Source organism: Bradyrhizobium sp. CCBAU 51627 (assembly GCF_028128765.1).
Lineage (GTDB): Bacteria > Pseudomonadota > Alphaproteobacteria > Rhizobiales > Xanthobacteraceae > Bradyrhizobium.
Genome location: NZ_LBJG01000086.1, coordinates 1 through 13612, shown reverse-complemented (window position 1 = coordinate 13612; position 13612 = coordinate 1). Strand labels below are relative to the sequence as shown.

The window sequence follows — 13612 nt, the reverse complement described above, 5'->3', positions numbered from 1 at the left end:
CTCTTATTGCTGCTTTGCGAAGATGACCTGTCGGACGTCGATATTGCCGGAGAGGAATCCGGCCTCGCAATAAGCGAGATAGTACTCCCACAGCCGCCGGAACCTGTCGTCGAAACCGAGCGGCACGAGACCCGGCCACGCCGCGCGGAAATTACTTCGCCAGGTGGCGAGCGTCTTGGCATAATCTTGCCCGAAGATGTGCTCGCGGATGACAGGAACGCCGAACCGGTCTCCGAGCGACTTCAACACCGCCGGCGAGGGCAGCATCCCGCCGGGAAAGACATAGCGCTGGATGAAGTCGACCTCACGCCGGTAGCCCTGGAAAAGTCTGTCCTGGATCGTGATGGCCTGGATGCCGGCCAATCCGCCCGGCAGCAGCCGATCACGCAGCTGTGCGAAATAGCGCGGCCAGAACTGCTCGCCGACCGCCTCGATCATCTCGATCGAGGCGATCCGGTCGTACCGGTCACGTTCATCGCGATAGTCCTGCAGGCGAATTTCGACTTTCTCGGCGAGGCCGGCTTCGTGGATGCGCTTCTGCGCGAAGTCGCGCTGCTCAGTCGAGATCGTCAATCCAACCACGCGCGCGCCATAAGTCTTGGCGGCAAATTCGGCGAAGCCGCCCCAGCCACAGCCGATCTCGAGCAGCTTCTGGCCCGGCTTCAGGTCGAGCGCCTCGGCGAGGCGGCGATATTTGTTGGTCTGGGCGGCCGTGAGGTCCGTGGTCGATTCCTCGAACAAGGCCGACGAATAGGTCATGCTCGGATCGAGCCAGGCCGAGTAGAATTCATTGCCGATGTCGTAATGGGCGTGGATGTTGCGCCGGGCCTGGCGGCGCGTGTTGCGGTTGAACCAGTGCTGCACCATCTGAACGAACCGCATCAGCGGCTTGTCACGCAACATGGCCTGGATCAGCTCGTGGTTCAGGCAGAACAGGTAGAGAAACTGCGTCAGATCGGGTGTATCCCAATCGCTGGCGAGATAGGCCTCCGCAATGCCGATGTCGCCGCCGTTGATCAGACGCGAGGCAAAGCCATAATTGTGCAGGCGCATGGCGGCGTTTGGACCCGGCTCGAGTCCGCCGAGCCGGATCACGCGCCCATCTGGCAGAGTGACATCGAGCGTGCCGCGCCGCAGTCGCGAGCCGAAGGTAAGCGCAAGGCGAACGATGCGCGGCAGGTCCGCGAGCACGGTTTCGACGTCATCAGGTGTCACCGAGACGGCATTCGACATCGGCAGATCCATAGCCCCAACGGATACTGCCCGAGCGCGCCCATCCCGCTCCTATCGCTGGACCAGAGCGCGCCCCGGCAAATGGTCAGCGATCAATAATATAGGGGCGTGTTTTGCCGCGCGCCAAGATGGTTTCACGGTTACGCTGCCCTGCGGCATCTGGACGAGGCGCCGATTGTCTCCCCTTCGGCCAAAACCGCGCGATACGGAAGGATTCTATTCGGAATAACCGATGACGATGGATGTCGCGGCCGCGCGGTTCTGCGTCGGCGAGCATCGCAGCATCTAATCGCTATGCGCGGCGATGACGCATGGTCAAAGCTCTCGTGACGGCCATGGCTATGGCCGCCGGTCGCGGTCAACGGACGGTCGGGCCGGTTCCGACGACCACGAGAGATGACGACCGTGCGTTGCGGGCGAGCCGAGCTCCCGGTTCGGCGCCTCGGGGCAACTGTGGCTGCAATATCACATGAAATCTTGGTAAGCTGGACCGCGTTTCCGACTGTTTCGGAAGCGGAAGAAGTCCTTGCGAGACAAGGACATCTTTCGCTCGAGTCGTTCTCGCCTCGCTTTGGCTGGCTGTGCGCTTAGCAGGTGCGGGACTGTCCCGCGGTTCCGCACCCGGCTAATATGGATTTCAGGTTGCGCAGAAAGCATCACGCTGTGAACGAGTTTCAGAAAGGCCTCCGGCCGTCCGCCAGCGAATCGGCCAATCCGGCCGTGCGGCGATGGCACGGTCTGGCCGGCAGGGGGGTGGACTGGACACAGCGGATTCCAGCCATGCGGCAGTTCATTGGACCTGCATCCCGAACGCTGCGTGCGGTCGCGGTGGTGTGCCTTGCGTCGAGCTTGGGTGCCTGCGTGCTGACCCAGGACCTGCCCGATCCCGCGCTGGATGTGCCCGCGCAATACAAATACGCCGGAAAGGCCGATGCGCCGCCGTCGCTGGATTGGTGGCGCGGCTTCCGCTCGGCGGAGCTGTCGCAGCTGATGGAGGAGGCGCAGACCGTCAACCTCGACATCGCCGCAGCCGTGTCGCGCATCGTCGAGGCCGACGCGCAAGCGCGGCAGGCGGGCGCGGCATTGTTGCCGAGCCTGTCGGGGACCGGACAAGAGGCTTATTCGCGCACCTCCGGCTCCTCGGCTTCGGGACTCACCAACGGCGGCCGCGAGGTCGTCAATTACCAGGCTTCGCTGAGTGCCAGCTACCAGCTCGACTTCTGGGGGCAGAACCGCGACGCGCTGCAAACGGCGGAGGAGACCGCCCATGCCAACCGCTTCGACCGCGACACCGTCGCGCTGACGACGCTTGCAGCCGTTGCCAATGCCTATTTCCAGGTGCTGGCCTCGCAGGACCGCCTGCGCACCGCCCAGCGCAACATCGCCAGCGCCCAACGCATCCTCGATGCCATCCGCGAGCGCCGCAAGGCGGGGACGGGGACCGATCTCGATGTCGCCCAGCAGGAGAGCGTGCTGGCCAATCAGAAAGCGCTGGTGCCGCCGTTGCGCCAGACCCTCGACCAGAACACCAATGCGCTCGCGGTGCTGGTATCGCGACCGCCGGAGAGCGTGCGCCTCGCGGGCGGCTCGCTGGACCGGATCGCGATCCCGCGCGTCACGCCGGGCCTGCCGTCGGAGCTGTTGACGCAGCGGCCCGACATCCGCCGGCAGGAGGCCCAGCTCGCCTCCGCAACAGCCAATATCGGCAATGCCCGCGCGCAGTTCTTCCCGACCATCCAGCTCACCGGCAATGGCGGCTATCAGAGCTCGGCGCTGGTCTCGCTGTTCCAGCCGCACGCGGCGTTCTTCCAGCTGGTCGGCAGCGCGACACAGCCGATCTTCGACGGTGGCAGGATCCTCGGCAATTTCGAATATGCCAAGGCGCGGAAGGACGAGTTGCTGCAGACCTACCGCAAGACCATCGTCCAGGCCTTTACCGACGTCGACAACGCGCTGTTTTCGATCAAGCAGACCACGCTCAAGCTGCAATTGCAGCGCGATGTCGTCAACGCGTCACGGCGCGCCTTCGACCTCGCCGAGCAGCAGCTGCGCGCCGGCACGGCCGATATCGTTACCGTGCTCAACACCCAGCTGACGCTGTTCCAGGCCGAAGACGCGCTGTCGCAAGCGCAGCTCGCACGGCTTCTTGCCATCGTTAGCCTGTATCAGGCGCTTGGTGGCGGCTGGGAGCCGCGAATGGAGAAACCGGTCAATGCTCTTTAAGCCGGATACGAAGGACGGCGCGAAAGACGGGACGGCGAAAAAGTCGCGCGGCCGCGGCTTCGTCATGACCCTGATCACACTCGCGATCCTCGGCGGCCTTGGTTATCTCGGCTGGACCATCATGCATCAGCAGCCGCAGCAGGCGAACGGCCGCAACCAGCGGCCCGATCTCCCGGTGCCGGTGCTTGCGGCGACGCCCAAGGTCCAGGATGTTCCTGTTTATCTCGACGGCGTCGGCGCGATCCGCGCGCTCAATACGGTCACCGTGCGCTCCCAGGTCGACGGCAAACTGATCGCGGTGAAATTCACCGAGGGCCAGGACGTCAAGAAGGGCGACGTGCTTGGCGAGATCGACCCCGCGCTCTACCAGGCGACCTATGACCAGGCCGTCGCCAAGAAAGCGCAGGACGAGGCCCAGCTCGCCAATCAGCGCATCGACCTGACGCGCTACGAGCAGCTCGCCGCCTCCAATGCCGGCTCCAAGCAGCAGGCCGACACCCAGCGCGCGCTGGTCGCGCAGACCGAGGCGCTGGTCAAGGCGGACCAGGCCGCGATCGACAACGCGGCGGCGACGCTGAGCTACACCAAGATCGTCGCGCCGATCTCGGGCCGCGTCGGTCTGCGCCAGGTCGACCAGGGCAACATCATCCACGCCTCCGACACCACCGGCCTCGTCGTCATCACGCAATTGCAGCCGATCGCGGTGTGGTTCAGCCTGCCGCAGCAGCAGATCATGCGCGTCAATGCGGCCGCGGCGAAAGGCGCGCTGTCGGTCGATGTGTTCGGCAATGACGGCGTCACCGTGATCGACACCGGCAAGCTGACCGGTATCGACAACCAGGTCGACCAGACCACCGGCACGCTCAGGCTCAAGGCCGAGTTCCCCAACGCGAATTACCAGCTCTGGCCGGGCCAGTTCGTCAATGTCCGCCTCAAGGTCGAGACCTTGACACAGGCGCTGGTGGTGCCGACATCGGCGGTGCAACGCGGGCCGATCGGCACCTTCAGCTACGTCATCGGCGAGGGCGACATTGTCTCGGCCAAGCCCGTGACGGTGACCCAGCAGAACGAGCACGACGCGGTCATAGCGAGCGGTCTGACGGCGAACGACAAGGTCGTCACCACGGGCTTTGCCAATCTCTCCGACGGCTCCAAGGTCATCATCGGCCGCGACGAGCAGACCCCGTCGGCCGATCTCGCCCCGCGCAAGCGCACACGTGCGCCCGACGCTCAGAACAAGAATGGCGCCAAGAACGGTCAGAAGGACGGCCAGAGCAAGGACACCGAGTTCCGCGCCAAGCGAAAGAGCAGCGAAGGCGACCAGAAGGGCCAGACTGGACCGGCACCGGGGCCAGGAGCAAGTCCGAGTGCATCCGGACCTGGAGCCAAGCAGCCATGATCCCGACAACAGCCGCTTGAGCGGCAGGCCTATCCCATGGGTGTCTCCGAACCCTTCATTCGCCGTCCGATCGCGACCTCGCTGCTCGGCATTGCGCTGCTGATCGGCGGCCTGCTCGGCTATTTCGCGCTGCCGGTCTCGGCGCTGCCGCAGGTCGACTTCCCGACCGTTCAGGTGACGACGCAGCTGCCGGGGGCGAGCCCCGACGTGATCGCCTCGCTGATCACCGCGCCCCTGGAGCGGCAGCTCGGCCAGATCCCGTCGCTCACGGCGATAAACTCGACCAGCTCGTTCGGCGTCAGCCAGATCTCGCTGCAGTTCGACCTCAACCGCGACATCGACGGCGCCACCCAGGACGTGCAGGCCGCGATCAATGCCGCCGCCGGCGTCCTGCCCAAGACGCTGCCTTATCCGCCGACCTACGCCAAGGTGAACCCGGCGGACGCGCCCGTCATGACGCTAGCGCTGCGCTCGGACACGATCTCCCTGCGTGCGATGAGCGACATCGCCGACACGCTGCTGGCCCAACGTCTCAGCCAGATCTCCGGCGTCGGCCGTGTCTCGGTGCTCGGCGGGCTGAAGCCGGCCGTGCGCATCCAGGCCGATTTGGCGCGGCTTGCCGCCTACGGCATCGCCATGGAGGATCTGCGCGCCGCGATCGCCAACGCCAACGTCTCCGGGCCCAAGGGCTCGCTCGACGGCGCACAGCAATCCTACATCATCGCCGCCAACGACCAGATCGCTGCTGCCGACGCCTATAGGCCGATCATCATCGCCTACCGCAACGGCTCGCCTGTGACGATCGGCGACGTCGCGCAGATCGTCGATGGACTCGAGAACGACCGCACCGGCGGCTGGTACCAGGGCACGCCGGCCGTCATCATCGACATCCAGCGTCAGCCCGGCGCCAACGTCATCGACGTCGTCAAGCAGATCCGCACCGAAATCCCGAAGGTGCAGCGTGCCATTCCGGCCGGCGTAAAACTGACCATCGTCTCCGACCGCACCGTCACCATTCGCGCTTCTGTCCACGACGTGCAGTTCACGCTGGTCCTCAGCGTGGTGCTGGTGACGCTGGTGGTGCTTTTGTTCCTGCGCTCGCTGCGCGCCACGCTGATCGCGGGCGTGGCGCTGCCGCTATCGCTGATCACGAGCTTCGGCATCATGTATTTTGCCGGCTTCAGCCTCGACAACCTCTCCCTAATGGCGCTCACCATCGGTACCGGCTTCGTCGTCGACGACGCCATCGTGATGATCGAGAACATCGTCCGCCACATGGAGAATGGCGACGACGCGATGCAGGCGTCGCTGAAGGGCGCCAGCGAGATCGGCTTCACCGTGATCTCGCTGACGGTATCGCTGATCGCGGTTTTCATCCCGCTCTTGTTCATGTCGGGTCTTGTCGGGCGCATGTTCCGCGAATTCGCGCTGACGCTGACGATTGCGGTCGTCACCTCGGCCGTGGTGTCGCTGACGCTGACGCCGATGATGTGCTCGCGCCTGCTGCGACATGCTCATCAGGAGCTTGCGGTGCCGGGGCTTGCCGCCGTCAGCCGCTTCATCGACCGCACCGTCGAATTCTACCACCACACGCTGCTCTGGGTGCTGGAGCGCCAGCGCGCCACGCTGCTCGCGACCTTCGCGACGCTGATCGCAACGCTGCTCCTCTACGTCGTCGCGCCCAAGGGGTTCCTGCCGCTCCAGGACACCGCCTCGATCACGGCGGTGACGGAGGCGGGGCCGGATGTGTCGTTCGCGGAGATGCAGAAGCGCCAGGCCGAGGCCGCCGACGCCATCAAGGCCGATCCTGACGTGACAGGCGTGGTCTCGGTGATCGGCGCGGGCTCGGTCAATCCGACCATCAATGTCGGACGCCTCGTCATGACGCTGAAGCCGCGCGGCGAGCGGCGCGACGATGTCGGTGTGGTCGTGACCCGGCTGAAGCAACGGGTCTCCGGCATTCCCGGCATGACCGTGTACTTCCAGCCGGTGCAGGACGTGCAGATATCGACCCAGTCGAGCCGTTCGCAATACCAGTACACGCTGACCGGCACCGATGCGACGCTGGTCTCCGAATGGGCACGCAAGCTCGTCGACGAGATGCGGCGCGAGCCCTTGTTCCGTGACGTCTCTTCAGAGGCGCAGGAAGGCGGCCTGCGCGCGCAGCTCGAGGTCGATCGCACCCGCGCCGGCCAGCTCGGCGTCAGCCTGCAGGCCATAACCGACACGCTGAACGACGCGTTTGCCCAGCGGCAGATCTCGACCATCTACGGCCAGGCCAACCAGTACCGCGTGGTGCTGGAGGCGCTGCCGATGTACCAGCGCGATCCCTCGATCCTGTCGAAGCTCTATCTGCCGGGCGGGGCGAGTGCCACGGCTGGCGCACCGAATGCGCAGGTGCCGCTGTCCGCGGTGGCGACGCTCAAACGCACCACGGCGCCGCTCGCGATCTCGCACCAGGCGCAATTCCCGGCGGTCTCGCTCAGCTTCAATCTCGCCCCGGGCGCCGCGCTCGGCGATGCCGTTGAGGCGGTGAAGACGATCGAGACCCGCATCGGGATGCCCAACAGCATCGTCGGCGTGTACGCAGGGGATGCCGCCGAATTCGCCAAGGCGCTGGCCGGCCAGCCCTGGCTGCTGCTCGCCGCCGTGATCACGATCTATATCGTGCTGGGCGTGCTCTATGAGAGCTACATCCACCCGATCACGATCCTGTCGACGCTGCCCTCTGCCGGCGTCGGCGCGATCCTGGCGCTGATCCTGTGCGGCCAGGACCTCTCGGTGATCGGCCTGATCGGCATCATCCTACTGATGGGCATCGTCAAGAAGAACGCGATCATGATGATCGACTTCGCGCTCGAGGCCGAGCGCGGGCAGGGCATGCCGGCGCATGAGGCGATCGTGCAGGCGTGCCTGTTGCGCTTCCGCCCGATCATGATGACGACGCTGGCCGCGCTGTTCGGCGCGCTGCCGCTGGCAATCGAGAGCGGCACCGGTGCCGAGCTGCGCTTTCCGCTCGGCATCTCCATCATCGGCGGCCTGCTGCTGAGCCAGCTGCTGACGCTCTACACCACGCCCGTGATCTACCTCGCCCTCGACCGCATCAACCGCCGCCTCGAGCAGGCATTGCCGCCGCCGGAGCCCGAGGGACCGCCCACGGCCGGCGCGACCGAGGGGATGCAGTAATGGCATCGATCTCGGAGCCCTTCATCCGCCGCCCCGTCGCGACCACGCTGCTGTCGATCGGACTGTTCCTCCTCGGTGTCGTTGCATACGAATTCCTGCCTGTCGCCTCGGTCCCCAATGTCGACTTTCCCGCCATCTTCGTGTCGGCCAGTCGGCCCGGCGCCGATCCGTCGGTGATGGCAGCGACCGTTGCCTCCCCGCTGGAACGGCGGTTAGGTGAGATCGCCGGTATCAACCAGATCACCTCGACCTCGTCGCTCGGCACCACCAGCATCCAGCTCCAGTTCGATATCAGCCGCAACATCGACAAGGCCGCGCGTGACGTACAGGCGGCGATCAACGCCGCCTTGGTCGACCTGCCCAGCGATCTGCCGACGCTGCCGCGGTTCCGGAAAGCGAACACCGCCGGCGCGCCAGTCTTCGTGCTGGCGCTGACCTCGAAGACACTGTCCGGCAGCGCAATCTACGACGTTGCCGACAGCGTCCTGGCGCAACGCATCTCGCAGGTGCCGGGCGTCGGCAACGTGACCATCGCAGGCGCCGATCAGCCGGCAGTGCGCATCCAACTCAATCCGGTTGCGCTATCCAACGCCGGCATTGCCACCGACGATGTCCGAACTGCGATCATCAATGCCAACCCGCTCGGGCCCGTCGGCATTTTCGGCGGCGAACGCCAGAGCGAGACACTTGGGCTCAACCGCCAGATGCGCACGGCCAAGGAGTTTGCCGACATCGTCATCCGAAGCGCGAATGGCAATTTCGTGCGGCTCTCCGACGTCGCCGAGATCGAGGACTCCGTCAAGAATGTCCGCTCCATCGCCTGGTTCAACAAGCAGCCGGCGGTGATCATCCAGATCACCAAGCAGGGCGACGCCAACGTCATTGACACCGTCGACCGGGTCAAGGCGCTGATCCCGGAGCTGAAGCAGTGGATCCCGGCGGGGATCGAGATCTCGACCCTTGTCGATCGCACCAGCACCATCCGCGCCAGCGTCGAGGACATGCAGTGGACGCTGCTTGCCACAGCGCTTCTGGTGATGGTCGTCGTGTTCGTGTTCCTGCGCCGGATGACGCCGATGATCGCGGCCGGCATTTCCGTGCCGCTGACGCTCGCCGGCACCTGTGCCGGGATGTGGGTCGCCGGCTATTCGATCGACAACCTCTCGCTGATGGCGCTCGCCATTTCGGTCGGCTTCGTGGTCGACGACGCCATCGTGATGATCGAGAACATGTTCCGCAATCTCGAGCACGGCATGCGGCCGATGCGGGCGGCGCTGGAGGGCGCCAGGCAGATCGGCTTCACCGTGCTGTCCATCTCCTTGTCGCTGATCGCTGCGTTCACGCCGCTGATCTTCATGGATGGTATCGTCGGCCGCCTGTTGCGCGAATTCTCCCTGACGTTGACCTTTGCGATCGTGGTCTCGACAGTGGTTTCGCTCACCGTCACGCCGATGATCTGCGCCCATTACGTCCGGCACACGACCTCGGGGACCGCGACCCTGTTCGACCGCCTGATTGAGGGCTCGCTGTCGCGCCTCGTCGGCTTCTATGCGCGGACGCTACGCACGGTGCTGGAATTTCCGCTGCTCACGCTTCTGGTGTTCTTCGCGACCATCGCGCTGACGGTGACGCTCTACATCAAGGTTCCGAAGGGTTATTTCCCGACCGACGATTCCGGCTTCGTGATCGGCGCGACGCGGGCCTCCGCCGATATCTCGTTCCAATCCATGCGCGGGCTCCAGCAACAGCTTGCCGACATCGTGATGGCTGACCCGGCGGTCGCGGGCATCGCCTCGGTGCTGCCAAGCGGGGGCGGACCGGGCGGAGCGGCCTCGAATCGCGGCACCATGTTCATCACGCTCAAGCCGCCGGCGGAACGTGACCATGTCTCGACCGAAACGGTGATCGACCGCCTTCGCCGCAATCTTTATCGGGTGCCCGGCATCCGCCTCTTCATGTTCGCCGCCCAGGACGTCCGTGCCGGCGGCAGACAGAGCGATTCCAATTACCAGTACACGTTGACGAGTACCGATCTCGATCTCTTGCAGAAATGGGCGCCGTTGGTTGCCAAGCGCATGGAGACGGTCGAAGGCATCACCGACGTGTCCGCCGATCGCGATCCCGGCGGCTTGCAACTCACGCTGGCGATCGACCGCCAGGCCGCCTCGCGGCTCGGTGTCCGTGTGCAGGACATCAACAACGCGCTCAACAACGCGTTCTCCCAGCGTCAGATCTCGATCATCTACACCCAACGCAACCAGTACATGATCGTGCTGGAGACCGATCCGAAATTCCAGGTCGATCCGTCCAATCTCGACCGCATCTATGTTGCCGGCGCAGGCGACGTGCAGGTGCCGCTCTCGGCCGTGGTGCACGCAACGCGTGGGCTGGCCGCGCTCGCCGTGTTTCACTCCCAAGGATTTCCCTCGACCACCGTGTCGTTCAATACGCTGCCCAACGTCACGCTCCAGACTGCGACGCAGAATATCCAGCGCGCGGTCGACGAACTGCATATGCCCGAGGGCATCCGCGGCAGCTTTGACGGCAATGCCGGCGATTTCGCCAGGACCAGTGGGCGTCAACCGCTTTTGATCCTCGGGGCGCTGGTAGCGATGTATATCGTGCTCGGGGTGCTCTACGAGAGTCTTGCCCATCCGCTCACGATCATCTCGACGTTGCCGTCGGCCGGCCTTGGCGCGCTGCTTGCGCTGCAGATCACCAACACGCCGCTGACGGTGATCGCCTTTGTCGGCATCATCCTCTTGATCGGCATCGTCAAGAAGAACGGCATCATGATGGTCGATTTCGCGCTCGATGCCGAGCGTCAGCGCGGCCTTTCCTCGGCGGAAGCGATCTTCGAGGCCTGCCAGGCGCGTTTCCGCCCGATCCTGATGACGACCATGGCGGCGCTGTTCGCCGGCATTCCGCTGGTGGTGGCGACCGGGCCGGGTACGGAGTTGCGGCGCCCGCTTGGCATCACCATTATCGGCGGCCTGTTCGTGTCGCAGGTCCTGACGCTCTACACCACGCCGGTCATTTACCTGTTGATCGACCGCCTGCGCCGGCGGTCCGAACCACGCGCGCTGGCGGCGCCGGCGGAATAGGTTGTTGATCCGCCGTGCGAAGCGTATAGCCGCGATCATGTCGAACCCAGCTGAAATCACGGCCGCAACGCCGGAGCCGATCCCCGAATGCCCGCACTGTCAGAAGCCGATGCCGCTCTGCATCTGCGACAGTGTCACACCGATCGAGAACAAGCTGTCGCTTCTGATCCTCCAGCATCCGCAGGAGCAGGACAGGGCGCTAGGCACGGCGCGGCTCCTCGCCAAACATTTCGCCGATGCGACCGTGCGGGTTGGCCTGTCATGGCCGAGCCTGTCCAAGGCACTCGGGCACTCGATCGAGAACGCCTCGCATTGGGCCGTGCTCTATCTCGGCTCGGCGCGCGCGGCCGACCTCGAGGCGGAGGGCGAGATCGTCGCGCTCAACCGCAAGGGCGAGGTTGCGGATAACCAGCGGGCTATTTTCAACAAGCTCGAAGGCGTGGTGCTGCTCGACGGCACCTGGAGCCAGGCCAAGGCGCTGTGGTGGCGCAATCCCTGGATGCTGAAATGCCAGCGCGTGATCCTCAATCCTGCGCGGCCGTCGCGTTACGGGCGGTTGCGCAAGGAGCCGCGCAAGGATGGACTGTCGACCATCGAGGCGGCGGCGATCATCCTGGCGGGGCTCGAGCGGCGCCCCGACATCGCCGCGACGCTCAACGCCAGTTTTGAACGCATGCTGGCGCGCTATCGCGAGGTGCAGGCGGAGATGCCCGAACTGGCGCCGAAGCCGGCACCAAAAGGCCGCCGTCGTGATTTCCGCCGCGGCAAGAAGGCATGACCCGCACGGCTAGTTCTTGACGCTTTCCTCGCTCGTCTGCGGCACCTCGTGGGAGGCGGACGGCGGGAAGATGCTGTCATAGATCGCGCGCGCCTCGCGAATGAGGCGAGCCCGTTCCTGCTCGGCCTTCGGTACAAATCGGATGATCTCGCCCACGTGCTCTCCAGCGCTCGTTTGTTGGGACTGCATCCCTGGCTGATGCGAAGGTCATGCCAGGTGATCTGAATCGGGGGGGCCGATCATCCCGGGCAAACCCGGTGACCGCACCCGGACAGACGAGCTCCGCCGGAGCGGCGGGGTCGGCGCAGGGGCCGATTTTATGCTGAGATATTAATCAGTTGTGATGGAGGCCACGACCAGAATTGAACTGGTGTACACGGTTTTGCAGACCGTTGCGTAACCACTCCGCCACGTGGCCTCAACGAGGGCGGACCAATATAGGGGATCAGCGGTTTAGGCAACCCCGCGGGCCGTCTTGCAACCTCGCGCCTGGCGGCGAGGTTTCAGCACGCCGCGTACCAGCCGTCCGGAAAGGGCAACAGGGGCCAGGCGCCCTCATTGTCGTTGGCGGCTTTGGGCGTTGCGTCGAAGCTCCACGAGCGTGGCACGAATTCCTCCGGCGCGGGCACGAAATCTTCATTGGTCATGGCGTCGCGGACGGCATCCAGCATCAAGTTGAATTCGGCTTCGCTCATCACACCCTCCGGACCACGGATGGCGCACAGTCGCAAAGCCGGCTTGTTTCCCGATTGACCCGATCGGTCGCATTTTAACGATCCGGCGATCGGGATCCGATTGGTTAGCGATTCCTGAAAATCCCCTGGGGAACTCTAGGTTCCCACTCAGCCGCGCGAGTGTGAAAGAGATCACATGTCCCGGGATTTATTCCGCCTACGCCTTGCCCACACTGGCCAACAACAGGCCGGGCGGCAGGGCAGACGGGAGACCGGTCATGAAGGCGAGGTTCTTGCGGTTTGCGAGTGTGAGAAGCCGGGCAGGCCGTGCCTCCACGGTCGGGTTGTTCCTGACCCTGTTTTCGCCTGTCGCCCAGGCGCAGCAGGGCACGCCCGAGCAGCGGCGGGCCTGCACGCCCGACGTCTACCGGTTCTGCGCCGGCGAAATCCCCAATGTCCGCGCCATCACGGCATGCCTGCGGCGCAACCGGTCCGGCTTGAGCGAAGCCTGCCGCGCCGTGTTCGACCAGCGCGGGAGTTGAGTAGCCTTGTGGATTTGTGCGCAGCAAGTGCTTTGGGATACTGATACAAATCCGTCGGACCGCAGCTGTGGATATGCTGCGGACAAGCTGTTGATTGGTGCAAATCCGGCGCAGATCAGAGAGCCTCAGAAGCATATCTGACAGATTCATGACGCAGTTGCGTCTGCCGTCAAAACCATCTGATGAGTCTATCTGGGTTCGTCGGGCGGAGGGGGGAGCCTGGTGCCACGCCTGTCTCCGCGGAGATCGAGCGCCCGATGGGTCTACGGCCTCTGTGTTGCCTGTCGGGCAAAACACACGAGCGGTGGGGCAATTCATCGGCGTAAAAAATATTCGCCTTTACAGAATTTGTGATTTTGCGGTGGAAAGAGCGGCGCCTCAAGCGGGATGAGGTTAGGTTGAATCGATTTGGGATTCCCAAATCAGCTTCTTTCTGATTCACCATGCTGGCTGGAAGGAGGCCAGCATGGATG

At 64.6% G+C, this 13612-nt stretch carries 9 protein-coding genes and 1 tRNA gene; 6 read left to right on the top strand and 4 right to left on the bottom strand.

Translation table 11 applies throughout. From position 1 onward, the window contains the following. Positions 1-3: 3 nt before the first annotated feature. Entirely contained in the window at positions 4-1233 is a 1230-nt protein-coding gene (locus XH88_RS30750) for an SAM-dependent methyltransferase (RefSeq protein ID WP_271671978.1), read from the bottom strand. 780 nt (positions 1234-2013) lie between these two features. Here XH88_RS30750 and XH88_RS30745 point away from each other — a divergent pair. The 5 genes from XH88_RS30745 to XH88_RS30725 are packed head-to-tail and all read left to right on the top strand — an operon-like array spanning position 2014 to position 11923. After that, positions 2014-3456 carry an efflux transporter outer membrane subunit gene (locus XH88_RS30745; RefSeq protein ID WP_271671977.1) on the top strand — a complete coding sequence of 481 codons (1443 nt, stop codon included), beginning with the start codon at positions 2014-2016 and terminating at the stop codon, positions 3454-3456. Next, on the top strand, positions 3446-4855 hold the full coding sequence (locus tag XH88_RS30740) for an efflux RND transporter periplasmic adaptor subunit (protein ID WP_271671976.1): 1410 nt from the start codon (positions 3446-3448) through the stop codon (positions 4853-4855). Before XH88_RS30745 ends, XH88_RS30740 begins: the two co-directional genes overlap by 11 nt. A 36-nt stretch (positions 4856-4891) precedes the next feature. Beyond that, complete coding sequence (locus XH88_RS30735) at positions 4892-8041, top strand: efflux RND transporter permease subunit (RefSeq protein ID WP_271671975.1); 3150 nt, start codon at positions 4892-4894, stop codon at positions 8039-8041. Then, a complete protein-coding gene (locus tag XH88_RS30730) occupies positions 8041-11145 on the top strand; it encodes an efflux RND transporter permease subunit (protein ID WP_271671974.1) in 3105 nt (1034 codons plus the stop codon). Before XH88_RS30735 ends, XH88_RS30730 begins: the two co-directional genes overlap by 1 nt. Positions 11146-11182: 37 nt before the next feature. Then, positions 11183-11923, top strand: a complete 741-nt coding sequence (locus XH88_RS30725) for a tRNA-uridine aminocarboxypropyltransferase (RefSeq protein WP_271671973.1) — start codon at positions 11183-11185, stop codon at positions 11921-11923. Positions 11924-11932: 9 nt separating this feature from the next. On the opposite strand, the gene XH88_RS30720 is transcribed toward XH88_RS30725, so the two are convergent. The 3 genes from XH88_RS30720 to XH88_RS30710 form a co-directional block, all read right to left on the bottom strand. After that, complete coding sequence (locus XH88_RS30720) at positions 11933-12079, bottom strand: hypothetical protein (protein ID WP_271671972.1); 147 nt, start codon at positions 12077-12079, stop codon at positions 11933-11935. 188 nt (positions 12080-12267) lie between these two features. After that, positions 12268-12341: transfer RNA gene (locus XH88_RS30715), tRNA-Cys, on the bottom strand. 85 nt (positions 12342-12426) lie between these two features. Continuing rightward, positions 12427-12618, bottom strand: coding sequence for a hypothetical protein (locus XH88_RS30710; protein WP_271671971.1), 192 nt, complete (start codon positions 12616-12618; stop codon positions 12427-12429). A gap of 257 nt (positions 12619-12875) precedes the next feature. On the opposite strand from XH88_RS30710, the gene XH88_RS30705 reads away from it, so the two are divergent. Beyond that, entirely contained in the window at positions 12876-13139 is a 264-nt protein-coding gene (locus XH88_RS30705) for a hypothetical protein (RefSeq protein WP_271671970.1), read from the top strand. Positions 13140-13612 lie beyond the last annotated feature (473 nt).

What these genes read in the sequence shown, in the direction of transcription:
- XH88_RS30735 (WP_271671975.1), top strand. Translation starts at nt 4,892, where the DNA reads ATGGGTGTCTCCGAACCCTTCATTCGCCGTCCGATCGCGACCTCGCTG.
- XH88_RS30705 (WP_271671970.1), top strand. Translation starts at nt 12,876, where the DNA reads ATGAAGGCGAGGTTCTTGCGGTTTGCGAGTGTGAGAAGCCGGGCAGGC.
- XH88_RS30730 (WP_271671974.1), top strand. Translation starts at nt 8,041, where the DNA reads ATGGCATCGATCTCGGAGCCCTTCATCCGCCGCCCCGTCGCGACCACG.
- XH88_RS30710 (WP_271671971.1), bottom strand. Translation starts at nt 12,618, where the DNA reads ATGAGCGAAGCCGAATTCAACTTGATGCTGGATGCCGTCCGCGACGCC.
- XH88_RS30740 (WP_271671976.1), top strand. Translation starts at nt 3,446, where the DNA reads ATGCTCTTTAAGCCGGATACGAAGGACGGCGCGAAAGACGGGACGGCG.
- XH88_RS30725 (WP_271671973.1), top strand. Translation starts at nt 11,183, where the DNA reads ATGTCGAACCCAGCTGAAATCACGGCCGCAACGCCGGAGCCGATCCCC.
- XH88_RS30745 (WP_271671977.1), top strand. Translation starts at nt 2,014, where the DNA reads ATGCGGCAGTTCATTGGACCTGCATCCCGAACGCTGCGTGCGGTCGCG.
- XH88_RS30750 (WP_271671978.1), bottom strand. Translation starts at nt 1,233, where the DNA reads ATGTCGAATGCCGTCTCGGTGACACCTGATGACGTCGAAACCGTGCTC.